At 58.3% G+C, this 26,625-nt stretch carries 17 protein-coding genes, 2 tRNA genes and 4 rRNA genes; 10 read left to right on the top strand and 13 right to left on the bottom strand.

The annotated features are described in order from the left end of the window. Positions 1–66 precede the first annotated feature (66 nt). Positions 67–1,206, top strand: coding sequence for a Gfo/Idh/MocA family protein (locus tag CHB87_RS16595; RefSeq protein ID WP_089409545.1), 1,140 nt, complete (start codon positions 67–69; stop codon positions 1,204–1,206). 87 nt (positions 1,207–1,293) lie between these two features. Here CHB87_RS16595 and CHB87_RS16590 read toward each other — a convergent pair whose 3' ends face one another. Further along, entirely contained in the window at positions 1,294–2,709 is a 1,416-nt protein-coding gene (locus tag CHB87_RS16590) for an APC family permease (RefSeq protein WP_089409544.1), read from the bottom strand. A 57-nt stretch (positions 2,710–2,766) separates the two neighbouring features. Here CHB87_RS16590 and CHB87_RS16585 point away from each other — a divergent pair, with 57 nt between their 5' ends. After that, positions 2,767–3,090, top strand: a complete 324-nt coding sequence (locus CHB87_RS16585) for a putative quinol monooxygenase (RefSeq protein WP_176441814.1) — start codon at positions 2,767–2,769, stop codon at positions 3,088–3,090. 73 nt (positions 3,091–3,163) lie between these two features. Here the strand turns inward: CHB87_RS16585 and CHB87_RS16580 are convergent, their stop codons facing one another. After that, a complete protein-coding gene (locus CHB87_RS16580) occupies positions 3,164–4,105 on the bottom strand; it encodes a branched-chain amino acid transaminase (protein ID WP_089409543.1) in 942 nt (313 codons plus the stop codon). Between the two features lie 75 nt (positions 4,106–4,180). On the opposite strand from CHB87_RS16580, the gene CHB87_RS16575 reads away from it, so the two are divergent. Together CHB87_RS16575 and CHB87_RS16570 are read left to right on the top strand one after the other, a co-directional pair. Further along, positions 4,181–4,909 carry a MarC family protein gene (locus CHB87_RS16575; RefSeq protein ID WP_089409542.1) on the top strand — a complete coding sequence of 243 codons (729 nt, stop codon included), beginning with the start codon at positions 4,181–4,183 and terminating at the stop codon, positions 4,907–4,909. Positions 4,910–5,043: 134 nt separating this feature from the next. After that, complete coding sequence (locus CHB87_RS16570; protein WP_089409541.1) at positions 5,044–5,529, top strand: hypothetical protein; 486 nt, start codon at positions 5,044–5,046, stop codon at positions 5,527–5,529. 59 nt (positions 5,530–5,588) lie between these two features. Here the strand turns inward: CHB87_RS16570 and CHB87_RS16565 are convergent, their stop codons facing one another. Next, positions 5,589–6,140 carry a DUF4337 domain-containing protein gene (locus tag CHB87_RS16565; protein WP_089409540.1) on the bottom strand — a complete coding sequence of 184 codons (552 nt, stop codon included), beginning with the start codon at positions 6,138–6,140 and terminating at the stop codon, positions 5,589–5,591. A 980-nt stretch (positions 6,141–7,120) separates the two neighbouring features. Here CHB87_RS16565 and CHB87_RS16560 point away from each other — a divergent pair. The 5 genes from CHB87_RS16560 to rrf all read left to right on the top strand — a co-directional run bounded on the left by CHB87_RS16560 (position 7,121) and on the right by rrf (position 12,758). Then, positions 7,121–8,622, top strand: a 16S ribosomal RNA gene (locus CHB87_RS16560). A gap of 305 nt (positions 8,623–8,927) precedes the next feature. Continuing rightward, positions 8,928–9,004: transfer RNA gene (locus tag CHB87_RS16555), tRNA-Ile, on the top strand. A 42-nt stretch (positions 9,005–9,046) separates the two neighbouring features. Continuing rightward, positions 9,047–9,122 (top strand) — tRNA-Ala (locus tag CHB87_RS16550). Between the two features lie 395 nt (positions 9,123–9,517). Beyond that, a 23S ribosomal RNA gene (locus CHB87_RS16545) occupies positions 9,518–12,451 on the top strand. 190 nt (positions 12,452–12,641) lie between these two features. Next, positions 12,642–12,758, top strand: a 5S ribosomal RNA gene (gene rrf, locus CHB87_RS16540). Together the 16S, 23S and 5S rRNA genes with 2 tRNA genes alongside form the textbook arrangement of a ribosomal RNA operon. 69 nt (positions 12,759–12,827) lie before the next feature. Here the strand turns inward: rrf and CHB87_RS16535 are convergent. The 10 genes from CHB87_RS16535 to CHB87_RS16495 form a co-directional block, all read right to left on the bottom strand. Further along, a complete protein-coding gene (locus CHB87_RS16535; protein WP_089409539.1) occupies positions 12,828–13,388 on the bottom strand; it encodes a DNA-3-methyladenine glycosylase I in 561 nt (186 codons plus the stop codon). Positions 13,389–13,605: 217 nt separating this feature from the next. Then, complete coding sequence (locus CHB87_RS16530) at positions 13,606–15,198, bottom strand: DUF5597 domain-containing protein (RefSeq protein ID WP_245818047.1); 1,593 nt, start codon at positions 15,196–15,198, stop codon at positions 13,606–13,608. A 155-nt stretch (positions 15,199–15,353) separates the two neighbouring features. Beyond that, positions 15,354–16,721, bottom strand: coding sequence for a glycoside hydrolase family 28 protein (locus CHB87_RS16525; protein ID WP_089409537.1), 1,368 nt, complete (start codon positions 16,719–16,721; stop codon positions 15,354–15,356). Positions 16,722–16,839: 118 nt separating this feature from the next. Further along, entirely contained in the window at positions 16,840–18,057 is a 1,218-nt protein-coding gene (locus tag CHB87_RS16520; RefSeq protein ID WP_089409536.1) for a multidrug effflux MFS transporter, read from the bottom strand. A 145-nt stretch (positions 18,058–18,202) separates the two neighbouring features. Next, positions 18,203–19,498, bottom strand: a complete 1,296-nt coding sequence (locus tag CHB87_RS16515; protein ID WP_089409535.1) for a glutamate-5-semialdehyde dehydrogenase — start codon at positions 19,496–19,498, stop codon at positions 18,203–18,205. Next, positions 19,495–20,349, bottom strand: coding sequence for a glutamate 5-kinase (gene proB, locus CHB87_RS16510; RefSeq protein ID WP_245818046.1), 855 nt, complete (start codon positions 20,347–20,349; stop codon positions 19,495–19,497). The genes CHB87_RS16515 and proB overlap by 4 nt, the downstream gene beginning before the upstream one ends. Before the next feature lie 609 nt (positions 20,350–20,958). Further along, positions 20,959–21,966 (bottom strand): replication protein RepA, encoded by a 1,008-nt coding sequence (locus CHB87_RS16505; RefSeq protein WP_176441813.1) that lies wholly within the window; start codon positions 21,964–21,966, stop codon positions 20,959–20,961. Positions 21,967–22,095: 129 nt separating this feature from the next. Beyond that, on the bottom strand, positions 22,096–22,464 hold the full coding sequence (locus CHB87_RS22000; RefSeq protein ID WP_142988390.1) for a ribbon-helix-helix domain-containing protein: 369 nt from the start codon (positions 22,462–22,464) through the stop codon (positions 22,096–22,098). Next, positions 22,446–23,132, bottom strand: coding sequence for a ParA family partition ATPase (gene parA, locus CHB87_RS16500; protein WP_089409532.1), 687 nt, complete (start codon positions 23,130–23,132; stop codon positions 22,446–22,448). Before parA ends, CHB87_RS22000 begins: the two co-directional genes overlap by 19 nt. Positions 23,133–23,357: 225 nt before the next feature. Beyond that, complete coding sequence (locus tag CHB87_RS16495; protein ID WP_142988389.1) at positions 23,358–23,822, bottom strand: hypothetical protein; 465 nt, start codon at positions 23,820–23,822, stop codon at positions 23,358–23,360. Between the two features lie 1,056 nt (positions 23,823–24,878). Here CHB87_RS16495 and CHB87_RS16490 point away from each other — a divergent pair. Then, positions 24,879–26,380: ribosomal RNA gene (locus CHB87_RS16490) — 16S ribosomal RNA — on the top strand. Positions 26,381–26,625: the final 245 nt, after the last annotated feature.

Here is a 26,625-nt window from a genome sequence, read left to right as displayed (position 1 = left end):
ACCAACTTCGTTGGCATCCCCTTGCGCGCGCCTTGCTTCTTAGGGGGTGAATGTGGAGGTAAGACAATGGCGACGGCGAAGGTGGTGAGCGGGCGCAAAGTCCGGTACGCGGTGGTGGGGCTGGGTTGGATCTCGCAGGCGGAGTTCATGCCCGGCGTGGCGCATACGGGCAACAGCGAGATGGTCGCGCTGGTCACGGGGCACGAGGAGAAGGCCGAAAAGCTCGGCGAACTCTATGGCATCGCGCGCAGTTGCGGATATGAGGAGCTGGACGCGCTGCTGGCTTCGGGCGAGATCGACGCGGTGTATCTGGCGACGCCGAACTTCGACCACGTGGAGTTTGCCGTGAAGACGCTCGAGGCCGGGGTGCATCTGCTGATCGAAAAGCCCATGGCCGTAAGCGTCGCCGAGTGCGAGCGGATCATCGCGGCGAGCCGGAAGACCGGCGCAAAGCTGATGGTCGCCTACCGGCTGCACTTCGAGCCGGGAACGCTGCGGGCGATCGAGCGGGTGCGCGCGGGCGAGATCGGCACGGTGCGGATGTTCAACTCGACCTTCTCGCAGCCGGTGTCGGCGCAGAATCACCGGGCGAAGAACGGTTTCTGGGCGGGCCCGGCGCCGGATATGGGGCCGTATCCGGTCAACGCGGTGCGCAACCTCTTCGGCGCCGAGCCGATCGAGGTCTTCGCGACCGGCGTCTGCACCGATCCGGAGCGCTTTCGCGACAGCGAGGGCAAACCCTTCGACGACACCGTCGCGGTGACGTTGAAGTTCGAGGCGGAGCGCGTGGCGTCGTTCGTGCTGAGCTATAACGGCGGCGACGTGGACGACTTCCGGGTGGTCGGTTCGACCGGCGATCTCTACTCCAATCCGGCGTACCAGGTGGGTTCGGCGATCGAGCATGAGCTGACGATCAGGAAGAAGAAAAGCTCGGAGAGCTTTCGCAAGACGGACCACTTCGGCGGCGAGCTGAAGTACTTCTCCAACTGCATTCTGAACGACATACATCCGGAGCCGGATGGCGAAGAGGGGCTGCTCGATGTGCGGGTGATCGCGGCGATCGAGCAGGCTCTGCTGACGGGAACGGTTCAGAAGCTGGCGCCTTACTACCGCAAGCGCCGCCCGATGAGCAGCCAGGTGGAGACGCTATCGCCGGTGACGGAGCCGAAGCTGGTGCGGTCGCACAAACCCTCCGAAGGACAATAACCCGCCACGGACGCGCCCCCCATGTCTCGCCTCCGAGACATGGGGTTTTTCGTTTTCAACCGCATTCGGACTCGCCCGAAGAGCTTGTCATCCTTCGCGTAGCGGAGGATCTGCCTGGTCTTTGTTGTTCCTGACCCTGTAAAAAAGGTAGCCAACGATGTTCGCGAAGACAGTCGTGCCCAGAATCTTCACCGCGTAGACGCCCGGATTAACCACGTCCACGAATGGATAGGCCGTCAGCAGGAAGGTGAAGAGCGTCGCCAGAAAGCCGATGGCGGAGCTGATCGCAACCCAGAGCGGCAGGCGTTTGCGCAGCAGCTTCGCGCCGACGATGGGGATGGCGAACATGGCGAGGTAGGCGATCGAGTAGAGCTCCGAGCTGGCGTTGTTCAGCACCTGGAAGGCCTCCGCCGCGTGGACGCCGAGGCTGCCGCAGACCAGCAGTAAAGCGATGATGGCGGAGCTGATGTAGATGGAGTTGGTCGGCGTGCGATAGCGCGGGTGAAGTCGCGTGAACCATGCGGGGATGAGGTGGTCCCAGCCGGCGACCATCGGCAGACGAGTGACGCCGGTGAGCAGAAAACTGGCTGCGCCGAGGATGCGAAGCTGCAGCAGCAGGATGGCGAACTGCGCGAGGAAGCTGCCCGCGCCGTGGTTGCCGAGCGCCCAGCGCAGCGTCTGCGGAATGGGCGCGATGTAGTCGATGCTTGTGCCGGGATGCGCCTGCGAGAAAGCCACCACCGAGCCGGTGCCCAGGATGAACATCGCGCAGATGACGGGCGAGGCGATGACGACCGAGCGGCCGATGTCTCGCTCCGGCGAGTGACTTTCGCCGGCCAGGATGGCGATGTATTCGAGCCCCGAGAGTGCGCCGACCATCTGGCCGATGAGCGCGAAGTTGACGAGGTTCATCGCGGGCAGGTGCATCGCCAGCGGCGCCCAGTGCAGCTTCGCGCCATGAGCGATGGCCCAGAGCGGCAGCAGGATGAGCAGGACGAAGACGGAGAGCATGGCCGCGCCGCTGAAGTTGTGGATCCACTTGCCGAGCGCCAGGCCGCGCACCGAAGCAAGCGTCAGCGCCCCGACGAGCAGCGCGAGCACGGCGAAGGTGGCGAGGTGATTCTCCGGCAGCCATGCGCCGCGCGGTCCAAGCATGTAGGACAGCTCCGACGGAATCTGGAAGAGGATCGTCGCGGTGACGGTGAGTCCGTAGGCCCAGATGTTCCACGCGGTGAGAAAGCCGCCCATGTCGCCGAAGGCGTTGCGCGCCCAGACGTAGAGTCCTCCTTCAAGAGGCATCTCGCGGTTCAGATAGAAGACCGAGATCGCCATGGGGAAGTAGAAGACCAGCATGGAGACGATCCAGACGACGGCCTGCGCCTCGCCCAGACCGCCCGCGATGCCGACCCACGAGCTGCCGACGACGGTGAGGATCTGCGTGAGAACGAGGTCGCGCAACGTAAGTTGACGCTTCAGGGAGTGGTCGGGCTCATGCACAGGCATGCCAAGGATGTTCGCACGGAATCGGCATCTAACGGAGAGGTTTCAGGAGAAGAGCACATGAGTTTGTTCACAAGCGATAAGACGTCGGCCGATTCCGGACATATCAACGTGATTGCGGAGATCAAGGCAAAGACCGGACATGAGAACGCAGTGCGCGAGATGCTGACCGCGCTGGTCGAGACCTCGCGCGCCGAGGATGGCTGCAAGGCCTATCACCTGTTGGAAGAGAAGCACGCGCCGGGCAGCTTCTACACCTACGAGGAATGGGTGAGCGAGCAGCATCTTGCGAAGCATCTCGAAGGCGCGAAGGGCATGCTGGTGAAGGCCGAGACACTGCTGCATGGCGAACTGAAGCTGACCATGCTGAATCACCTGGTGTAAGGCCGCCAGACTGCCGCAATAGATAGGCCAGCCCGCGTGGGCTGGCCTATCTACCATGAGTTATGAGACTTAGTTACGCTCCAACCGGCTCTTCTACCTTCACCTTCACCGGCGTAAGCCAGTTGTGGCGGTCGGGCTTGGTGCCGTTGACGAGCGCGAAGAACTCGTCGTGGATGGCCGTGGTGATCGGGCCCATCTTGCCGTCCGCGACCAGGATGCGGTCGATCGAGCGCAGGTGGGTGACCTCGGCGGCCGTACCCGTAAAGAACGCCTCGTCGGCGATGTAGAGGAACTCGCGCGGAATCGGCGCCTCGACGACCTCGATGCCGAGGTCCTTGGCGAGCGTCAGGATCGAGCTGCGCGTGATGCCGTTCAGCACCGAGCTGGCGAGACCGGGGGTGTACAGCACGCCGCCGCGGACGACGAAGAGATTCTCGCCCGAGCCCTCGGAGACCAGACCGTTCACATCCAGGCCGATGCCCTCATCGTAGCCGTTGACCTCGGCTTCCATGCGGATGAGCTGCGAGTTCATGTAGTTGGAGCCGGCCTTTGCGAGCGTGGGCATAGTGTTCGGCGCCAGACGATTCCAGCTCGAGATGCAGACGTTCGCGCCCTCATTGCCGGGAACGTACTTGCCCCAGGGGAAGTTCGCGATGTAGACCTCAACCGGCGACTTCAGCGGGTTGACGCCGATCTCGCCGTAGCCGCGGAAGGCGACCGGACGGATGTAGCAGGGGGCGACGCCGTTGGCTTCGACCACGTCGATGACGGCCTGCGTCAACTGTTCGACCGTGTAGCCGAGCGGCATCCGGTAGATGTGGCCGGAGTCGCGGAAGCGTTGCATGTGCTCGTGCAGGCGGAAGATGCCGGCACGGCCGGGCTGCGTGTAGGCGCGGATGCCCTCGAATACGGAGGAGCCGTAGTGGACTACGTGGCTCATGACGTGGATGTTGGCCTGCTCCCAGGGAATGAGCTGGCCGTTGTGCCAGATCTTTTCGGTCGTCTGTAAAGGCATAAAGCGCTCCTGATCTTGCCCTCGATTCTAGCAGCGCAAGGGCAGGCAATGCCTGAAAACATGGGAGAATAGGGGATGTTGTTGCATGGTTCCGAATTGGTCGTTGCGGCGGGAAGGCTTGGGTTCGATCCCCAGCGGATGACGCTGGCCGGTCTGCAAAGCTCGGCGTACGTGCGTTTTTCGCTGCTGGCGCTCAGCTCCATCTTCTTTCTGGTGGACCCCTTCGCCGCGATGCCGACCTTCCTTGCCGTGACCGCTGGCGCGAATCCAGCCCGTCGCCGGGCGATGGCGAGGAAGGCCAGCATCACAGCGTGGGTCGTACTTTCTGCCTTCGCCGTCGCCGGGCAGTACATCTTTCGCATGTTCGGGATCACGCTGCCGGCGTTTGAGATCGCGGGTGGAATCATCCTGCTGCTGATCGGCCTGGATATGCTCGAGGCCAAGCGCTCGCCCACGCAGGAGACCGGTGGCGACGCGCAAGACGCTGCAACTAAAGAAGATGCGGGCATCGTGCCGCTCGGAATTCCCATGCTGGCCGGACCCGGCTCGATCACCAGTGTGATGGTTTTGGTCGGGCAGGCGCAGACGCACTGGCAGATGGTGGCGATTCTGGCTGCCATCTTCGTAACGGCGTCGATCTGCTATCTGGTGCTCGGCAACTCCGACCGGGTGGGCCGCGCGCTGGGAGATACGGGCATCCGCATCCTCGTCCGGATCATGGGTCTGCTGCTGGTGGCGCTGGCGGTGCAGTATTTCGTCAACGGCATGGTGGATCTGGGTGTCATCGCGAAGCCGCTGGACTAAGTTGGACCGGGTTGAGGTGAGGATTCCGGCTGGGAAAAATAGCTGTCGCGACGTGTAATTTATGTTTTGTCGACGGGCATCCCTGCAACTTTTGTGGCATCTCACTGGCTACCACAAAGATTCACGGGGGCCACATGAATCGCATTGAAAAGCTTGCCATTGTCACCTTTGGCGTTCTCTCCGCAGTTATCGTCATCAATCATGCCGACAGCGCCATGCACGCCAGCATTCCGCAGGATATGCCGGCGAACGCCAAGTTCGAGCAGTCCGGCTTCAACCTGAACCGCAATGAAGCGACAGGAAACTGGATCGCCTGCCGCCCGGAGTTGTCCGAGAACGGAGACTGGTGCCGCGTCACCGACCAGAAGGGCACGGTCGTCTTCCAGGGCAATTTTCTCCCGGTCGATTCAAATCGCGTTGTGCCATCCAGTGAACTACAGATTGCAACGGTCGATCCAGAGAAGATGTGGGTGAAAGGACCGGTCGAGCAAGGACCAGTGCCCGTCATCTCACTGGCAAACGGCAAGGTGCTGGTTCCGGCCGAGGATCGCACCGCGTTGAACGACCGCTGGCTGAGCGATCCGGAAGAGTACAAGCGCGCAACTGGACAGGCGGAATAGAGAGTTTATCCTCCCTGGTCAGGGCAAGGCCTCGTTCGCAGGCCTCGCCCTCTCCCTGTTCAATGGATGAATAGCGCCATCGAAGCGACCAGGACGCCGACCGCGCCAAGGCTCAGCCCAAAAAAGAAGTATGCCCTTCGCCGGGTAAAGAGCGTGATCGACGACATGACGACGGCGATCTGGAGCAGCGCTTCACCCAGGTCGTAACGGTCGGCCTTGCGCTCTGCAAGGGCGACCTCAGCTTCGAACTCCTGAGCTTTCTTCTGCTCTTCCTTTAGCTCATCCTTCCACTTCTCAATGTGCGACTTATAGTCCTCGAGCGTCTTCTCGACTGCGGCCTGGTTGGCGGAGGGCTGCAGGCGGAGCAGGTCGGCGGCGACGGATGTGTTATCGGAGCGAATCTTCTTTGCCTGATAAAGATTCCATTGGTCAGTCGCCTTAGCTTCATTCAGAACAGCTTCGGTGTGAGTGCGATGACCAAGCACCGTGACCATGGCGACAAGGACGGCGAGAATCGAGATGGCGAGCGAGATACTGGTGAGCGACTCGCCACCCTCTTCATTCGCCTCTTTGAGTTGGTTCGAGAATTCCTGAAACTCGGTGGGTTCCATGGGGGCGATTCTAGTCCACTTCACGACTGACGAACAGACGCTAAATTACAACCTGAAGCCAGGCTTTCGCGGGAGTTTTCCGCAGGCTCGATCTCTGCGGCGCAGAGCCGGCGCGGGCTTTCGAAGTTTTCAACCGCGACCTTCCTTTATGCACAGCATTGAAAACTTGCGTCGAGTTAGCGGGGCTGTTACATTCAGGGAGTCGCACTGATTTGTGTTCGCGAGAGCGGGCGTGGTTTGGGGTGGCGAGGGAGTAACGTTCAGGGTTGCATGGTTCGTAAGAACGGGTTATTCTGAATGAGCGGTAAGAGCTTCGCACCTTGGCCTGTTTGTTGTGGGTAGAGGGAAGACGGAGCGCAGTCCAAGTGTTTGATCTTCGGCATTGAGCCTGATGGCCATCCGAGACTAACCCAAGCCACTGTTATGAATTGAGTTGTAGTCGCAGATGTTTTGCGGATGGAAGAGCTGAGTGCTCTGCGGCCCTTGGGTCGTCTGGATGTTTTGAGTTTGCTGTGCGAATAGGTCGACGCTTTCGAGTTTGAAAGATAAAAGTTGACGAGAGTGAAGAAGTTCGATACTCTTAGAAATTTCGCTTGAAACGTCGAACGCTGCTGAGCGGGTCTGGCTGGTCTGAGTCAACGATCGGGTCGGATGCCTGGGTAAGCATGCTGAAGCAAGACGGTTTCTGTCTCCATATAAGTAGACAAAGCAGGAATATAGTTTTTCCAAGTTTCCAAGTTTCGAGGACACGTGCTGTGAGTCTGGGATTATCCCGTCACGCTGGTCCTTGATTGAAGCTCACCGCTTAGGCGAGATGAGTTTTGATCTTTGACAACATAGTTGAACATGCCAGTCGTGAGATGAATTGAAATCTGGTTTAGTCATTCTCACAAGTAATAAACCTCCGGAGTTTTTCGAGACTCGGGGGCGCATGTATAAATCTTCCCGACCCCTGTCGCTGGAAGACATGCAAACCAAGATTAAACGAGAGTTTGATCCTGGCTCAGAATCAACGCTGGCGGCGTGCCTAACACATGCAAGTCGCACGAGAAAGGGACTTCGGTCTTGAGTAAAGTGGCGCACGGGTGAGTAACACGTGAATGATCTACCCTCGAGTGGGGAATAACTGAGAGAAATCTTAGCTAATACCGCATAATACCCACGGGTCAAAGCAGCAATGCGCTTGAGGAGGAGTTCGCGGCCGATTAGTTAGTTGGCGGGGTAATGGCCCACCAAGACGATGATCGGTATCCGGCCTGAGAGGGCGCACGGACACACTGGAACTGAAACACGGTCCAGACTCCTACGGGAGGCAGCAGTGGGGAATTTTGCGCAATGGGGGAAACCCTGACGCAGCAACGCCGCGTGGAGGATGAAGTATCTTGGTACGTAAACTCCTTTCGATGGGGAAGATAATGACGGTACCCATAGAAGAAGCCCCGGCTAACTTCGTGCCAGCAGCCGCGGTAATACGAGGGGGGCAAGCGTTGTTCGGATTTATTGGGCGTAAAGGGTGCGTAGGCGGTTTGGCAAGTCTTGTGTGAAATCGATGGGCTCAACCCATCGTCTGCACGAGAAACTACCGGGCTTGAGTAGTGGAGAGGTGAGTGGAATTTCCGGTGTAGCGGTGAAATGCGTAGATATCGGAAGGAACACCTGTGGCGAAAGCGGCTCACTGGACACTAACTGACGCTGAGGCACGAAAGCTAGGGGAGCAAACAGGATTAGATACCCTGGTAGTCCTAGCCCTAAACGATGATCGCTTGATGTGGCAGGTACCCAATCCTGCCGTGTCGAAGCTAACGCGATAAGCGATCCGCCTGGGGAGTACGGTCGCAAGGCTGAAACTCAAAGGAATTGACGGGGGCCCGCACAAGCGGTGGAGCATGTGGTTTAATTCGACGCAACGCGAAGAACCTTACCTGGGCTCGAAATGTACTTGAATCCGGCAGAAACGTCGGCGTCTCGCAAGAGACAAGTATATAGGTGCTGCATGGCTGTCGTCAGCTCGTGTCGTGAGATGTTGGGTTAAGTCCCGCAACGAGCGCAACCCTTATCTTCAGTTGCTACCATTTAGTTGAGCACTCTGACGAAACCGCCTCGGATAACGGGGAGGAAGGTGGGGATGACGTCAAGTCCTCATGGCCTTTATGTCCAGGGCTACACACGTGCTACAATGGCCGGTACAAACCGCTGCAACCCCGCGAGGGTGAGCTAATCGGAAAAAGCCGGCCTCAGTTCGGATTGGAGTCTGCAACTCGACTCCATGAAGCTGGAATCGCTAGTAATCGTGGATCAGCATGCCACGGTGAATACGTTCCCGGGCCTTGTACACACCGCCCGTCACATCACGAAAGTGGGTTGCACTAGAAGTCGGTGCGCTAACTCGCAAGAGGAGCAGCTGCCCAAGGTGTAATTCATGATTGGGGTGAAGTCGTAACAAGGTAGCCGTAGGAGAACCTGCGGCTGGATCACCTCCTTTCTAAGAGAGAACGTTCCGGTACATGAAGCCTCTGCGAATGCAGATAGGTCTTGGGATGAAAGTTCCAAGGGCGAAACCTTCATCAGGCCGGACACCATTCTGAGTGGCTTCGGCTGACTCAGGATGAGCCTGAACTAAACCTTCTCTTTTTCAATCTCTGTCGATAGTCGACGGTCAAGCGCGGCGTAGCCGCGTTGCATGTTCAACTGTGTCCTCGAAACCTTTCGAGAAATATCAGTGCTTTGGTTTCAAGCCGTTAGCACTTTAGCTAACGGCTTGAGTCCAGCACGAAAAGCTGCCGTACCGGGCCTGTAGCTCAGTTGGTTAGAGCGCACCCCTGATAAGGGTGAGGTCGGTAGTTCGAATCTACCCAGGCCCACCACCTTTGTTTGCCGTTTGTTTCGACGTGATTGTCGAGCCATATGGGGCTGTAGCTCAGTTGGGAGAGCGCCTGCTTTGCAAGCAGGATGTCATCGGTTCGATCCCGGTCAGCTCCACCAAGTTTCTCGATAGGGTAAGTAGAGCATCGACTCTGCTTGAGATTGGATCTCCGCACGCGCGGCGATCGACTCTTGAGCATAGCTCAAGCCGCCTCAGGGCGCGAAGCACGTGCAGGTAGTTGGCGTGACGATTTTTGACAACTGAATAGATTGGGTAAATATAACTACAAGGCTGAGCAATTCATTTCAGGTTGTATCTGAATGAGTTGTCAGTTATTGAGTGTCTTTAGAATATTCGAACTACGGTATGAACCGGCAGGCCGCAAGGCAGGCGCGACATATCGGAAGTTCACGGCGATGTATGGAACAAATGCAATGCACACAAACAGAGACTGATTAGATTATTCAGTACTCTAGTGCGGGTAGTATCTGCGCTGGATGCGAGTAAATTCTATGGTCAAGCTACTAAGGGCGCACGGTGGATGCCTTGGCAGAAACAGGCGATGAAGGACGTGGCAAGCTGCGATAAGCTTCGGGGAGCCGCACACAGGCGTTGATCCGGAGATTTCCGAATGGGGAAACCCACCTGGGCAAAACCCAGGTACATCCAACTGAATACATAGGTTGGCATGAGCGAACGGGGGGAAGTGAACCATCTCAGTACCCCCAGGAGAAGAAAGAAACCTCGATTCCGAGAGTAGTGGCGAGCGAAATCGGAACAGCCCAAACCCGTATTATTTCGGTAATTCGGGGGTTGTAGGGCCTGCAACAGTAGAGTTACCAATCTGGTCGCTAGCTGAGTCCTCTGGAAAGGGGAACCAAAGAGCGTGACAGTCGCGTAGGCGAAAGTGATCCAGACTCGAAGCAGGTACCTGAGTAAGGCGGGGCACGAGAAACCCTGCTTGAATCCACGGGGACCATCCCGTAAGGCTAAATACTCGTTTCTGACCGATAGTGAACCAGTACCGTGAGGGAAAGGCGAAAAGCACCCCATTGAGGGGAGTGAAAAGTACCTGAAACCGTGTGCCTACAAGCAGTGGGAGGACTATGGCCTTCGGGCAATGTCTGACCGCGTGCCTATTGCATAATGAGCCGGCTAGTTATTCTTGTCAGCAAGGTTAAGCGTGAGCGAGCCGCAGCGAAAGCGAGTCTGAATAGGGCGTTAAGTTGGCAGGAATAGACGCGAAGCGGGATGATCTACCCTTGGCCAGGTTGAAGGTGAGGTAACACTCACTGGAGGACCGAACCGGTGTTTGTTGAAAAAAGCTCGGATGAGCTGAGGGTAGGGGTGAAAGGCTAATCAAATTCCGTGATAGCTCGTTCTCTCCGAAATAGCTTTAGGGCTAGCGTCGTGCGAATTGGATCGGTGGTAGAGACATGGATGGACTAGGGGGCTTTCCGGCTTACTGAATCCAACCAAACTTCGAATGCCGATCACAACATACACGGCAGTCAGACTGTGGGGGCTAAGCTTCACAGTCGAGAGGAAAACAGTCCAGACCGCCAGCTAAGGTCCCAAAATTACAGTTAAGTGGGAAAGGAAGTCGGAACCCTCAGACAGCCAGGAGGTTGGCTTAGAAGCAGCCATCCTTTAAAGAAAGCGTAATAGCTCACTGGTCAAGGGGTCCGGTGCCGACAATACAACGGGGCTAAAACTGTATACCGAAGCTGCGGATGTCCGTAAGGACGTGGTAGGAGAGCATTCTGTCGTGGATGAAGCGTAACTGGGAAGATACGTGGACATTACAGAAGAGACCCTGCCGGCATAAGTAGCGATAATGAATGTGAGAACCATTCACGCCGAAAGTCTAAGGTTTCCTGAGGAAGGTTAATCCGCTCAGGGTTAGTCGGTCCCTAAGTCGAGGCCGAAAGGCGTAGACGATGGAAGTCCGGTTAATATTCCGGAACTCCCGATTTTTCGTTATCACGATGGGGTGACGCATAAGGATAAGCTGGACCTCCTATGGCTATGGGGTTCGATGCGCGTGAAGCTGTGATCGATAGGCAAATCCGTCGGTCTCCAACAGTGAGGCGCAAAGCAGTAAGCCGTATGGCTGAAAGCAGCTGATTTCATGGTGCCAAGAAAAACCTCTAAGGAGAGAGATTGGGAACCGTACCACAAACCGACACAGGTAGACGAGGAGAATATCCAAAGGCGCTCGAGTGAAAGCTTGTTAAGGAACTCGGCAAATTAGACCCGTAACTTCGGGAGAAGGGTCGCCCACCGCAAGGTGGGCCGCAGTGAAACGCGAACGGCGACTGTTTAACAAAAACACAGGTCTCTGCAAAGTCAAAAACGACGTATAGGGGCTGACTCCTGCCCGGTGCCGGAAGGTTAAAAGGAGAGGTTAGCCGCAAGGCGAAGCTTTGAATTGAAGCCCCGGTGAACGGCGGCCGTAACTATAACGGTCCTAAGGTAGCGAAATTCCTTGTCGGGTAAGTTCCGACCTGCACGAATGGAGTAACGATCGTTCGACTGTCTTAACGAGTTGCTCGGCGAACTTGTAGTACCGGTGAAGATGCCGGTTACCCGCAGCTAGACGAAAAGACCCCGTGCACCTTTACTATACTTTTACTATGAGTTACGGCAATTGCTGCGCAGGATAGGTGGGAGGCTTTGATGCCGGACTCTTGGGTTCGGTGGAGCCAACGGTGAGATACCACCCTGCGATTGTTGTGATTCTAACCTGCTTCCCTGATCGGGAAGAGGGACATAGTAAGACGGGTAGTTTGACTGGGGCGGTCGCCTCCTAAATTGTAACGGAGGCGCGCGAAGCTACACTCAGGCCGTTTGGAAATCGGCCGTCGAGTGCAAAGGCATAAGTGTGGTTAACTGCGAGACCTACAAGTCGAGCAGATGCGAAAGCAGGCCTTAGTGATCCGGTGGTTCTGTATGGAAGGGCCATCGCTCAACGGATAAAAGGTACGCCGGGGATAACAGGCTGATCGAAGCCAAGAGTTCATATCGACGCTTCGGTTTGGCACCTCGATGTCGGCTCATCACATCCTGGAGCTGTAGAAGGTTCCAAGGGTTAGGCTGTTCGCCTATTAAAGTGGTACGTGAGCTGGGTTCAGAACGTCGCGAGACAGTTCGGTCTCTATCTGCTGTGGGCGTAGGAGATTTGAAGAGGGCTGTCCTTAGTACGAGAGGACCGGGATGGACGAACCTCTTGTGTTCCAGTTGTCCTGCCAAGGGCACGGCTGGGTAGCGAAGTTCGGTTGTGATAACCGCTGAATGCATATAAGCGGGAAGCACGCTCTAAGATGAGATCTCCCAACCCAAAAGGGTCAAGAAGGGCCCAGGAAGACCACCTGGTTGATAGGCTGGAGGTTGAAGTGTGGCAACACATGGAGCTTACCAGTACTAATCGCCCGTTCGGCTTGTCCATAGAATTTACTCTGTCCAGTGACTTACATAGACTTCCTATACATCACTGTTCTAAAGTAAAACTCAATACAAGCTTTGTAGTTATATGTCATGACGGCATACTGCAAATGATCAAAAAGAAATAACAGGTAATACGTCTACCCAATCTATTCAGTTGTGGAAACTCGTCACAGTACGAATTTCTCAAGTTTGCCGGTGAGTTTACCGCGAGGGTCACACCCGTTCCCATCCCGAACACGGAAGTTAAGCCTCGCTGGGCCGATGGTACTGCACGCGTAAGTGTGTGGGAGATTAGGTGATCGCCGGCATAATTCACGCAAACGCCCCACCCAAAAGGTGGGGCGTTGCTGCGTTTCCACACAACCGCTTCCGAGCCGTTAGCGGATGGAGTGACGAAAGCAGATCGCGGCATGATCGTTGACGATTCCGACGGCTTGCATCCAGGCATACGTGATTGTGGGCCCGACGAACTTGAAGCCGCGTTTCTTGAGATCTTTGGATATCTTCTCCGACAGAGGAGTGCTGGCGGGGACTGTGCCTGTGCCCTGGATCGGCTTGCCTCCGGCGAGATTCCAGACGTAATCCGAGAAGTCTTCGCCGGTCTGCTGCATTGCGAGGTAGATCCGCGCGCCAGCGATCGTCGCCGCGATCTTGGCGCGTGCGCGGACGATGCCAGGATCGAGCATGAGACGGTCGATGTCCTTCTCGGTAAAGAGCGCGACCTTCCGGGGATCGAAGTTTTTGAAGGCCTTGCGAAAGCCTTCGCGCTTGCGCAGGATGATCAACCAGGAGAGGCCGGCCTGGAATCCATCGAGCATCAGAGCCTCCCAGAGCGCGCGGCTGTCGCGCTCGGGCTTGCCCCATTCGGTATCGTGATAGGCGATCATCAGCGGGTCGTCGCCAACCCAATTGCAGCGATGAATCATTTTTTCCGTCATGCGATGCCTCGTCCCACGCGGGCCACTCCATCATCTCATCCGGGGTCGATGGGACAGAGTGATCCTTATCGGACGTGATTTGCCGGACAAGAACACACTACAACCAAGGCAAAGCAGATCCTTCGCTTCGCCCAGGATGACAGTCATTTTGCGTGGCCGACCGCGCTTATGGCGGAGCTGAAGTCCTGTCGTAAGCGGCGCTTTATTCGGGGATTTCCTAGTACGTGCCTACGACTACATGCACCACGTTCCCCGGGGTTTTGAAGTTGATTCCCGCATCCGTTTCATCCCCGTTCCAGATGCGGCCCGCATGCCAATCCGTGCCGGTATAGGTTCCTTCTTCGACTCGTAGAAACTCCGTAGGCTTTTTTCCCGCCGGCGGAGTCTGCCGGAAGCTCACCCTGGCGTCGAGTCCCGCGACCAGAAACTCGTTCGGACCGATCTGCGCCACCAGGACACGCCCCATCTTCAACGCTGCCGTGGACGACAGACCTGAAACATCGGCCGAATCGGCATAGGAGGGCGGAAACGAGATCTGCGCGCTCCACGGGCCGAAGACCAGCTCGGCCTGCGAGAGTCCAGGCTCCTCGACTACCGTCTGAACCTTGCCCGCAAACTGCAGCCGCGCCAGCTCATCCGCCATCGGCGCCAGCAGAGCGAAGTTCTCCGCGAGGCCTACCGCCTCCAGTTCGACCTTTCCTCCAGGCTTCAGCTCGAAGCTGTCGAGACCGAACGGAGCCCAGCCGATCGCGCCGGCGCCGATCGCAAGGAACAGATTTCGCGCAGAACCCTGCGCTCCGGGAAAGCTGCCGAAACCCTGCGTCTCGGGCACCAGCAGCGGATTGTTTGCCGCGTGGAACTGGTTCATCACGTACCGATAAAGTTCTGTATTTACCACGTAGATATCGGGCGCAAGGATGTCGATCGACGGCGCGGCCGCCTTCCAGACCGCGTGCATGTTCCACGTCGGGCCGCCGCTGGGATAGTCCTCGCCGGGAACTGTCAGGATCGGAAAGCCGCGCGGACTCTTCAGCCAGTTGTTCACGTACATGGGCAACGCGAGCTCGCGCTTGCCGGCCTCCGCGACGGAGTTAATATAGCTGGCCACGCTCCATGCCTGGAAGGTCTCATTGGCGTCGTCGCCGAAGACCTGCGACCATGTGCCGGCCGGCTTACCCAGCGCCTTCAAGAGCGCGGGCGGCACAGCCGCGTCGAACTGCTTCTGGGCCAACGGGGAAAAATCGCGCACACTGCCGAGCGCGCCGCTCTCGTTTTCGACCTGCACGAGGATGACCGTATGCCGGTCTCCGTCGATCTGCTTGACGTGGCGCATCATGTGGGTAAACGCCTTGCGATCGGCCTCGAGGTTGGCGGGGCTGTTGGGGCTGAGTACATCGATGGCCGCACCGCCTGCGGTCATCATCCGCGGAAAGCGGCGCTCGTCGCCCTTCAACCAGCTTGGCACATAGTGCATTTTGCCGTTCTTCCAGGTGCCGAACCAGAGCAGCACGACACGCACGTGGTGCGCTCGCGCCTGGTCAATGACGGCGTCGATGACCGTATCGTCGAAGACGCCTTCCTTCGGCTCCATCTGCTCCCAGTAGACCGGAACCTCGAGGGTGTTCAGGTGCATCTCGGCAGCCTTCGTCCAGAGCTGATCGAGCTTGCCCGGCCAGCCGCTGGAGTTGCCCACCTGCGCGCCGAGTACGAAATACGGCCGGCCATCGACCATCAGGGTATACCGGTCGCCTGACCGTTCGAGCCGCGGCAGCGCCTCGGCGGCGGCCGCACTCGCTACTGTCAGGAGCAACCCCAAAAGACCGCACAACCTCATTCGCAAACGCATCGCCAGGCACCCTCGTCGAGATTCACAGGAGAAACAATTTATCCAGCGATCCAGTCCCTACGCATAGTACCCGCCGCACCGAGGCCTTTGCAACGAAAAGGGTCGATGGGTGAAAGTTCTTACTCCACTGCCGGAAACTCCACAAACTTATCCGCGCACGACTTAGCCGCGCCGGTTCCGCCGCCGAAGCGCGAGCTGGTGGAGTCGTCTCCGGCGGGAAGCTTCAGGTTTACCGCTCCAGGACCGAGCCGCAGATCCGCATGATTCACCGAGTACTTATACTCGGCGTCGTCCGTAACCCAGACTCCATCGAGATACGCTTCGATCCGGTACTGTTTTGCGTATCCGTTGAATGAAAATTTGCCTCCGCCCGACACTCTTATATCGTGCAGGGTAACGTCTTTCATCGTGGGAGGCAGGTCGCCCTTCAAGGTTCCAGCAGCGCTATAACCGGTGTCGAACGTGATTGGATTTGGCGAGTTACGCACGCAGACATCGTCGTAGAGTACATCGTGAGTAAGTCCGCCGCGCGAGCCGTTGGATTTAATCCGAATTCCGTTATCCGGGCCGTCCAGCGATAAGTCGAATACCCGGATTTTACTTACGCCGCCATTGGTTTCGCTGCCGATCGACATGCCGTGGCCCCAGTAAAAATGGTTGTGACTTACTGTCATCTGGGTAAGTCCACCGGTCCCGCCCTTGATCGCGACGTTATCGTCGCCGGTGCGGATGTAGCTATGGGTGATCGTAATATTCTTCGATCCGCCGCCCGGATCGACCCCGTCGGTATTGCGCGCCAGCCGCTTCGGCGTATCGATCTTCAGGCCCCACACGGTAAATCCATCGCCATGGTTGTAAGTCACATGGAAATTCGGCGAGTTACGCAGGGTAATTCGATACAGCGTGAAGTTATCGGCGTAGTCGGCGACCAGGATGCGCGAGACCTGCTGCCGGCCATCCGGCCGCGCCTGCTCGGCCAGATCCCACGGCGAGACATCGCGCCCCAGCAGCTTCTCTCCCCCGCGGCCGTCGATGACGCCATCGCCCATGATCGACGCGCCTGACACATGCTGGGCGGAGATCAGCGGCTTGCAGCCGCGGCCCGGCGCGTTCGCCAGTCCGCAACTGCCGGGCGACACGGCAAACAGCGCGGCGTCGCGCGACTCGAACAGCGTTACGCCCTTGTCGACCACCAGCGCGACCCCGGCCCGCAGCTCGAGCGGCCCGCTCAGAAACGCGTCTGCCGCTCCGTGCGCTCGCAGCACGACACCCTTGCCCTTGCCGCAGTGATCCATCGCATCCTGAATGCGCTTCGTGTCGAGCCGCTGCTCGTCCTCCGGCGCGAGGGTCTTCCCTGCCCTGGTCAGCGACGCGTCGAGCGTCGCGCAAGCGGGCGGAATCACCGGCTCCGTCACATTGCGGCTATCCTGCGCAGCCAGTACAGGCGCGAGCAGAAGCACCGAAAAAAGGCAGGTTGCATATCTCATCGATTCGCTCCGGGCGGTGGCTCTTACCGGTTTGCATCAGCTTCAGATGCCTTAGGAACCGGGGGTAGAGGTCGTACCACTTTCGACGAAGACGATACCACGCCGGGTATACGAAGGGCTATCCGGCCTCGGGCGGCATCGTCTCCTGCCCGCGTAGCGCCACAAAATAAAGCGACGCGGACGCGGCCACCGCGACCGACATCGTCAGCGTGGCCGCGATCTCCGGGCGCATCGCCGACCGCGCGCAGAAGGCCGCCAGCAAGCCGCTTGCCGCCGATCCGAAGATCATCTGCAGACTCCGGATTGCGCCCGAGCCCGAGCCCGCCAGGTGCGGCACCGGCTCCAGCGCCTCGAGCGTGACCGCAGGCGCCGTCAGCCCGAAGCAGAACAACGCCAGAAACACCGGCGGCAACACGAACCACGGCCGATGCAGCCCCGCCAACTGCAGCCCCGCACCCGTAAACGACGCGACCGTCATCAGCAGCATGCCGGCGGTGATGATGCGTTTTACCGGGAGGCGCCGCCGGTTCAGCACGCCACTTGCGAACGAGCCCAGAATCGTCCCCATCGCAATGGCCGCGAACAGCAGCGTATACAGGTGGCGAGAGACGCCCTCCGTCTGCATGAGGATGAGTGGCGACACGGCAATAAAAGAAAAAATACACGCGAAATTCAGCGCATAGATCAGTGAATATCCGAGAAATTGCCGGTGAGTTATAAGCAGCCAGTAGTTTCGCGCCAGCCTTGCCGGATGCAGACCCTGCCGCCTCTCCGGCGCAAGCGATTCCTTGAAGTCGAAGACGACCAGAAGAATCACGATTCCCGCGAACGCCGCCTGTGTTCCGAACAGCCAGCGCCAACTTCCCAGCAACATGACCCATGAGCCGAAGATGGGTGCCAGGATCGGCATCAGCGCGTTCACCATCGTCACCTCGGAGATACGCTGCCGCGCCGCCTGCCCTTCGACCAGATCGCGTACGATCGCCAGCGGCAGCGCCACCGAAACCCCCGACGCGCACCCCTGGAGCAGCCGGCAGACCAGCAGCATCGTAAAGCTCTGCGCGAGCGTACAGGCCAGCGCCGCAGCCGCAAAGAGCGCCAGGGAGACGATCAGCACCGGCCGCCGGCCAAACCGGTCAGCCAGCGGGCCGCCCGCCAGCGGAGTCAGCGCATATCCCGCCAGAAACAGGCTCAACGTCAGCGACCCATGTCCCGCCACCAGGGAAAAATCCCGCTCGATCGCCGGCACGGCAGGCAGGCTCATATCGATCGAGATCGACGTCAACGAGGTGATGGAGGCCAGGAAGAAGGTAAAGCGCCGCGACTGACTCTGCATCTCCCTCTGCCTTCCCTTACCGATCCACTCATGTGGGATCGCGCATGCGAATTACGCCGTGGTCCAAACAAAAGAACAAGCAACAACAAAGGCAGAAGCAGATCTTCGCTGTGCTCAGGATGACAAGCAGTTGTTCAAAGGTTCCCTAGACGGGCTTCTTCACATGCGTAAACGGCCGCGCATCTCGACCGTGATAGCTTCCCACCAACTGCCCGCTTCCACGCAGCAGATATTTGTAAGTGGTCAGACCATCGAGGCCCACCGGTCCCCGGGCGTGGATCTTGCTTGTGCTCACACCCACCTCCGCGCCGAAGCCATACCGGAAGCCATCGGCAAACCGCGTCGAGACGTTGTGATATACGCCAGCTGCGTCCACCTCCCGTAGAAAGCGCTCCGCATGGCTTGCGTCGGTCGTCATGATCGACTCCGTATGGCCGGAGCCGTAGCGGTGGATGTGCACGATCGCCTCGTCCATGTCGGCCACCACCTGGACCGCGAGCGTGAGGTCGCCGTACTCGGTATTCCAATCCCCTACCGGCCCCACCTGGCCGGCCAGCGTTGCAGCCTCGTCCGAGCCCAGCAGCAGCACCTTCGCGGCGGCCATCCGCTCGGCGAGCTTCGGCAGAAACTCCGCCGCAACCGCACGATGCACCAGCACCGTCTCGACCGCATTGCACGCGGAGGGATAATCCGTCTTCGCGTCGGCGATCACGGCCAGCGCCAGCTCCGCATCGACCGCCTCGTCGACGAAGATGTGGCAGATGCCCTCGGCATGGCCCAGAACCGGAATCCGCGTATTCGCCTGCACGTACTGGACGAGCTGCTTCGAGCCGCGTGGAATGACCAGGTCGATGAGCTCGGTCATGCCCAGCAGTTCGGCGACCGCGGCGCGTCCCAGGACCAGGCTGACGGCGCCTTCGGGGAGCGTTTTTTCGATGAGAGCCTGCCGGATGAGTCCAACGAGCACCGTCGCCGTCTGCTCGACCTCTTTTCCCGGCTTCAGGATGACCGTGTTGCCACTCTTGAGGGCCAAGGCACTGATCTGGGTCACCGCGTCCGGCCGAGCCTCAAATATGACCGCCAGGACGCCCAGCGGCACCGACACCTTTTCGAGTTCCAACCCCTCGTCCAGCTCTACCCGCTCCAGCACCTTGCCCGTGACCTCGGGCAGCGCCGCCGTAGCGCGCACCGAGGCGGCCATCTCGGCCAGCTTCTGGGGCGACAGCCGCAGCCGGTTCACGGTCGCGCTCGATAGCTCGCCGCGCTCCAGCAGACCCAGCGCGACCTCCACGTCGGCCGCGTTCGCCGCCAGTATCTGCTCGGCGTTCTCTTCGAGCATCTGCGCCATGCGCTCGAGCGCCTCGTTGCGCCGGTCGGCGGGGATCACGGCCAAGGTATGCGAGGCGGCCTTTGCGGCCTGCGCCAGCTCCAGCGTGCTCATGCGGACCTCCGAGCATTGGCGCTGGCGGCAAAGAGCGTCCCGATCGCCTCGCCGGCGCAGATGCGCTCGATGATTCCCGGCGTGCGGCCGTTTGCGATGACCGCGCAGCCGCCGGCCTCCATCGCAACATGCGCGGCTTCGATCTTGCTCGCCATGCCGCCGCGGCCGCGACCGTTGCCGCCCTGCGCGAAGCCGCGGATTTGGTCGGTCACCTTCTGAACCGACGAGATCAGCTCGGAGCCTTCGGCTCCAGGATTGCCGTTGTACAGCCCGTCCACGTCCGACAGCAGGATCAGCAGATCGGCTCCCACGTGCGCCATCACCAACGCCGAGAGCTTGTCGTTGTCGCTGAAGATGCGCTCCATTCCGGAGGGGCGCTCGAGCTCCATCGTCGAGATCGTGTCGTTTTCGTTGATGATCGGGACGACGCCCATCTCGATGAGCGCCGAAAGCGTCGCCCGCAGGTTCGCGTACCGCGTCTCATCGCGGAAGTCGTCCTCGGTGAGCAGAATCTGCGCGATCTTCACGTCGAGATTTGCAAACGCGTCGTCGTAGATCGACATCAGCCGACTCTGGCCGATGGCCGCGCAGGCCTGGACGCGGGCGAGTTCGACCGGCCGCGAGGCGAGCCCGATCCGCTCGACGCCAAGCGCAACCGCGCCGGAGGTGACGAGAAGCACCTCACGCCCCTGACGCCGCAGTTGGGCGATCGCCTCGACCACGCTGTAAAGCAATCCCAGCGCAACCTTGCCATCCGGACGCACGACGACGTTGCTGCCGACCTTCACGACGATGCGATGGGCTAGCTCTGGGGTCTTTTCCGATGGGAGGATCATGGTTTCAGGGGTCATGTCGCTGTTTTTTATCTTAGCCGCGAAGCTCGGCCGATGCACTTGCACGACCTTCGCAGACTCCGGCAGAGGCAGGAACTCGACGCCGAATCTATCCGGCTGGCGGCAAATGACCGGGAAGTGCTGTCGAGCGAAAAGCGAACGTTTGGGGAAAACAGGGGGCCTGATCATGCCAGGGTAAAAACGGGTTCGTTCGGTCGTCCTGGAGAAAAATTTATTTCCCGCTTCGAGTCGTTCATCCATCTTGGAAAAACATCTTGTAAACCTCTTGTTACTTCTTGTACTTCCTGTTCTATATAGATGACCGGGAAGTGCGGAGATTTTGACCGGGAAGTGCTTAATTTTTGACCGGGAAGTGCTTAATTTTTGACCGGGAAGTGCGGTGGGCATGACCGGGAAGTGCTGGGAAAACTTTCAGAAGCTGTGGATATGGTGGATTTCCACAGGGCGCGACGCAACCGAAAAGAATGACCGGGAAGTGCGGTTTGGACAAAATTTATGTTGGCAAAAATGACCGGGAAGTGCGGTTTCTGCCTGCAGATCCGCTTTCGAAAACCGCTTTAAATACTCACTGGACCGGGCGCGGTCGTGTAAAACCGCACTTCCCGGTCATTTTTTTTCGAGCGAATCGGTTCCTTTTTCAAGTGGATCCGGCGTCTCAAGCCGCCGCGCCTCATCCGCCTGGACGACCAGATGCCGATTGTTGAGGGGCGGACCGATCCGCAGACCGGTCTTCTCGGCCTCTGCATTGAGTTCTGGCCAGAAGGTGCGAAAGATCAGGATCGCCTCTTTGAATCGCGTCCGGATGCGGCTGGTAACGGAGTCTTCCTGCCACAACTGCTCGCGCAGGCTCTCCCACGGAATCACGACCTCGGACTGTGCCGCGAAGCTGCGCCAGTATAGAAAAATGAGCAGATCCTGCAGTTGCGATTTCTTCTTTGTCGCCTGCAGCAACTCAAACGGAACGGGCACGTGGTATTGCAGGATCTCTTTGAAGATGCGGTCCCCGAGCCGAAATCCGAAGACCTGGGAGTCGAGTTTGAGTAACTGGTGCCCATTCCGATCCGCCGCCAGGTCAACCGAGGTCGGCAGATGCGATTCTTCGATAAACGGGACCAGCACGGTCGATTCGGTGCTTCCCTTGCGCACTACGCCGATGGTCAGGCCGGTCAGGCGGAGATAGCGCTGCTTCAGGTCCTTGCGATTCTTGCCTGAGTCGGCCATGCCCACATCGCGCAGGAACTCCGTCGCTGTATCCCAGTTCACCACCGGCGATTGTGTTTTGATGGCCTTGTCGATCATCCAGTGCAGCAGCGTGCGGTCCGAGCCGTAGGGCATGGGGATGCCGTCCAGTCCGGCCGAAAACGTGACCGATACGGTCGATCCGTCGCCGAGCCGCGCCCGGCGCACGATCTTCGTCTCGTTGGTGGGGCTGTAGGGCAGACCGCAGAGCACCATGGCCTGCGCGATCTGCGTCATCTGAAAGCCCAGTTCGCCGGCGTCGCGCTTCTCGCGGATGCGCACCAGATCCTCGATGAAGCGGTCCTTGGAGACGGCATCCTCGCTTTGACGGTCGCGTTTTTTGGTCGCCTGGATGGCGTCTTCGGCTTTGCTCATAAAGAAAAAAAGACCACGAAAAGATGCAATCTCCATTGTGCCGCAGCGCAGGGCGCAAGGGGCAGAGACGGAGATTTCTTGAAGACATATGGCGAGACATACAGCCAGCCATATGTCTTGATGATGACATTACTCTGCCAGATATCGCTTCAGATTCAGCTCAATCGCTTCGTTGATCAGGTCCGTCTGGTTGATCTCGTACATCGCCGCAATCTTCTCCAGCCGGTCCTTCAGCGGTTGCGGCATGCGAAAGGTCACTGGAATCAACACCGGTTTGCGCCTGCGCTGGAGCAAAGCCGGCATTTGACCGGGAAGTGCGGTCGATGGCCCCTGTTCGGCAACGGCCTGGATTGCCGGCGTCGTTTCGAGGGGAGGCGAATCGAGCAGACGAGCCTCGGACTCAGCCGAGACCGGCGAGCGCGCCGGCTGACGGATGATCGTGGGCTTAAGGTTGGCAAAGGCCGTACTCGCAGGCCGGGCTACTGTGCGGTTAGACATTTTTCGATGACCTCCCTGGTCAGGTTCAAGATCTCTTCGGCTGCCTTTGAACTCGGTGCGAACTCGACCACGGTCTGGCCAGCGGCGGGCGACTCGGCGAAGGGCGTGCGGTCGTGCAGCTCGCTTTCAAGGATGCCGATCTCTACGCCCTGGTTCGAGAACATCGCGATGGCGCCGTCTTTGGCGGCCTTGCCCAGGCGATTGTTGGAGTGTTTAGCGTTCAGCAGCAGGTAGACGCGCTGCTCCGGCTTGATGAGCGCGACATCGTTCAGCACGGGAATCATGATCGCGGTGGCGAGGAAGTCGATCGGGGTGGGCCGGCTTGGGATGAGAACGAAGTCGGCGGCGAGGAGCGCCGATCGTGTCACTGTGCCGAAGCCCTTGGTCTCGGTCCCTGGCGGACAGTCGATGATCGCGACCTCGTAGGTAGAGTTGGCGATGATGCGCGGCAGTTCTTTATGGATCGACGAGGTCGCCATGGCGATGACGTCGAAGTGCAGCAGCGATTCCTCGGAGCGATTTCGCCACTCGGTGGCGCTTCCCTGCGGGTCGGCGTCGACGACCAGCACCTTGAAGCCTGCCGCGGCGAGTCCGCCGGCGAGGTTCATGCAGGTGGTGGTCTTGCCGCATCCACCCTTTTGATTCGCAACTGCAATCGTGACTGGCATGAAGTATGTATAGCAGTATGGTTGGCATTACACACAGCAATACATCTAGGAATACGTATATACCTTGATTCCGCAGAGCAATCCATCCGTAACGGGATAATAGCCGTCGTTCTATCAGGCCGCGCGACGACGTGGATCTGGCGTCCGGTGAATGCTCCTGGGGTCCGATTTGGGTCGGATGTATGTATAGACGTATTTCCGTATGTATGTCTAAAACGCCCCTTCCTATCGCCGGGCCGCTTCTTCCTGCCGGAGCGACTGGAACATACGCTGCACTCCAGCATCAGCCTCCACATCCTCGGGGGCAAAGGCTCGAACCTCGATCAGCCGCGCGAGTTCGACGGGTTCGCCCTCCATCACCTGAGCGAGCGCCAGCATGGTGGCGGCAAGCTCTTCGACGGTATGGAAGGTAGCCTCGATGCGCCCCTGGCTCAGTTTGAGATTGGCCGGCAGGGTGTCGAGCGTGGCGACCTCAACATCCCGCTGTACGAGGGTGCGAATACGACGGCGCGAGGACTCAGGCCGCTTCTGCCGCACCTGCTCGAGTTCGAAGGATGGATCTTCCGCGCCGTGCATGCGGTCGAGAAACTGCGCCAGCGCCTGCCGTTCGACCAGTCGCGAACGGCCGATCGAGGTAGACGGAAGGATCTCGAGCAGGAGTTGCGCGGCGCGCGGCTGGAGTTGGAACAAGCCCTCCAGATCCTTCCTCTCGTAGTGCGAGCGAACCGACGTACTGACGGATTTGCGAATTTCGTGCAGACGTGGGAGCCAGGAGATGGGCCTCGGCATCGGTACTCCAATCCTCCGCGTAGTGCGGCGAGTTCAGTTTAAGCGCATCTTCGGTGGAAGGGAATAGGTGCGGATATCCGTAAAAATAAAGGGCTTTTGATTGTTTGCCGCGTCAGCTGGAAGAGGAAAAGCTGCACGGGCGCTTGCGCGCCGGCTACGCGGCTGTTACATTCAGGGAGTCGCACTGATTTGTGTTCGCGAGAGCGGGCGTGGTTTGGGGTGGCGAGGGAGTAACGTTCAGAGTTGCATGGTTCGTAAGAACGGGTTATTCTGAATGAGCGGTAAGAGCTTCGCACCTTGGCCTGTTTGTTGTGGGTAGAGGGAAGACGGAGCGCAGTCCAAGTGTTTGATCTTCGGCATTGAGCCTGATGGCCATCCGAGACTAACCCAAGCCACTGTTATGAATTGAGTTGTAGTCGCAGATGTTTTGCGGATGGAAGAGCTGAGTGCTCTGCGGCCCTTGGGTCGTCTGGATGTTTTGAGTTTGCTGTGCGAATAGGTCGACGCTTTCGAGTTTGAAAGATAAAAGTTGACGAGAGTGAAGAAGTTCGATACTCTTAGAAAGTTCGCTTGAAACGTCGAACGCTGCTGAGCGGGTCTGGCTGGTCTGAGTCAACGATCGGGTCGGATGCCTGGGTAAGCATGCTGAAGCAAGACGGTTTCTGTCTCCATATAAGTAGACAAAGCAGGAATATAGTTTTTCCAAGTTTCCAAGTTTCGAGGACACGTGCTGTGAGTCTGGGATTATCCCGTCACGCTGGTCCTTGATTGAAGCTCACCGCTTAGGCGAGATGAGTTTTGATCTTTGACAACATAGTTGAACATGCCAGTCGTGAGATGAATTGAAATCTGGTTTAGTCATTCTCACAAGTAATAAACCTCCGGAGTTTTTCGAGACTCGGGGGCGCATGTATAAATCTTCCCGACCCCTGTCGCTGGAAGACATGCAAACCAAGATTAAACGAGAGTTTGATCCTGGCTCAGAATCAACGCTGGCGGCGTGCCTAACACATGCAAGTCGCACGAGAAAGGGACTTCGGTCTTGAGTAAAGTGGCGCACGGGTGAGTAACACGTGAATGATCTACCCTCGAGTGGGGAATAACTGAGAGAAATCTTAGCTAATACCGCATAATACCCACGGGTCAAAGCAGCAATGCGCTTGAGGAGGAGTTCGCGGCCGATTAGTTAGTTGGCGGGGTAATGGCCCACCAAGACGATGATCGGTATCCGGCCTGAGAGGGCGCACGGACACACTGGAACTGAAACACGGTCCAGACTCCTACGGGAGGCAGCAGTGGGGAATTTTGCGCAATGGGGGAAACCCTGACGCAGCAACGCCGCGTGGAGGATGAAGTATCTTGGTACGTAAACTCCTTTCGATGGGGAAGATAATGACGGTACCCATAGAAGAAGCCCCGGCTAACTTCGTGCCAGCAGCCGCGGTAATACGAGGGGGGCAAGCGTTGTTCGGATTTATTGGGCGTAAAGGGTGCGTAGGCGGTTTGGCAAGTCTTGTGTGAAATCGATGGGCTCAACCCATCGTCTGCACGAGAAACTACCGGGCTTGAGTAGTGGAGAGGTGAGTGGAATTTCCGGTGTAGCGGTGAAATGCGTAGATATCGGAAGGAACACCTGTGGCGAAAGCGGCTCACTGGACACTAACTGACGCTGAGGCACGAAAGCTAGGGGAGCAAACAGGATTAGATACCCTGGTAGTCCTAGCCCTAAACGATGATCGCTTGATGTGGCAGGTACCCAATCCTGCCGTGTCGAAGCTAACGCGATAAGCGATCCGCCTGGGGAGTACGGTCGCAAGGCTGAAACTCAAAGGAATTGACGGGGGCCCGCACAAGCGGTGGAGCATGTGGTTTAATTCGACGCAACGCGAAGAACCTTACCTGGGCTCGAAATGTACTTGAATCCGGCAGAAACGTCGGCGTCTCGCAAGAGACAAGTATATAGGTGCTGCATGGCTGTCGTCAGCTCGTGTCGTGAGATGTTGGGTTAAGTCCCGCAACGAGCGCAACCCTTATCTTCAGTTGCTACCATTTAGTTGAGCACTCTGACGAAACCGCCTCGGATAACGGGGAGGAAGGTGGGGATGACGTCAAGTCCTCATGGCCTTTATGTCCAGGGCTACACACGTGCTACAATGGCCGGTACAAACCGCTGCAACCCCGCGAGGGTGAGCTAATCGGAAAAAGCCGGCCTCAGTTCGGATTGGAGTCTGCAACTCGACTCCATGAAGCTGGAATCGCTAGTAATCGTGGATCAGCATGCCACGGTGAATACGTTCCCGGGCCTTGTACACACCGCCCGTCACATCACGAAAGTGGGTTGCACTAGAAGTCGGTGCGCTAACTCGCAAGAGGAGCAGCTGCCCAAGGTGTAATTCATGATTGGGGTGAAGTCGTAACAAGGTAGCCGTAGGAGAACCTGCGGCTGGATCACCTCCTTTCTAAGAGAGAACGTTCCGGTACATGAAGCCTCTGCGAATGCAGATAGGTCTTGGGATGAAAGTTCCAAGGGCGAAACCTTCATCAGGCCGGACACCATTCTGAGTGGCTTCGGCTGACTCAGGATGAGCCTGAACTAAACCTTCTCTTTTTCAATCTCTGTCGATAGTCGACGGTCAAGCGCGGCGTAGCCGCGTTGCATGTTCAACTGTGTCCTCGAAACCTTTCGAGAAATATCAGTGCTTTG

The organism is Granulicella rosea, assembly GCF_900188085.1.
GTDB classification, from domain to species: Bacteria; Acidobacteriota; Terriglobia; order Terriglobales; family Acidobacteriaceae; genus Edaphobacter; species Edaphobacter rosea.
The sequence above is the reverse complement of the archived record's forward strand: the minus strand, read 5'-3'. Positions and strand labels throughout refer to the sequence as shown.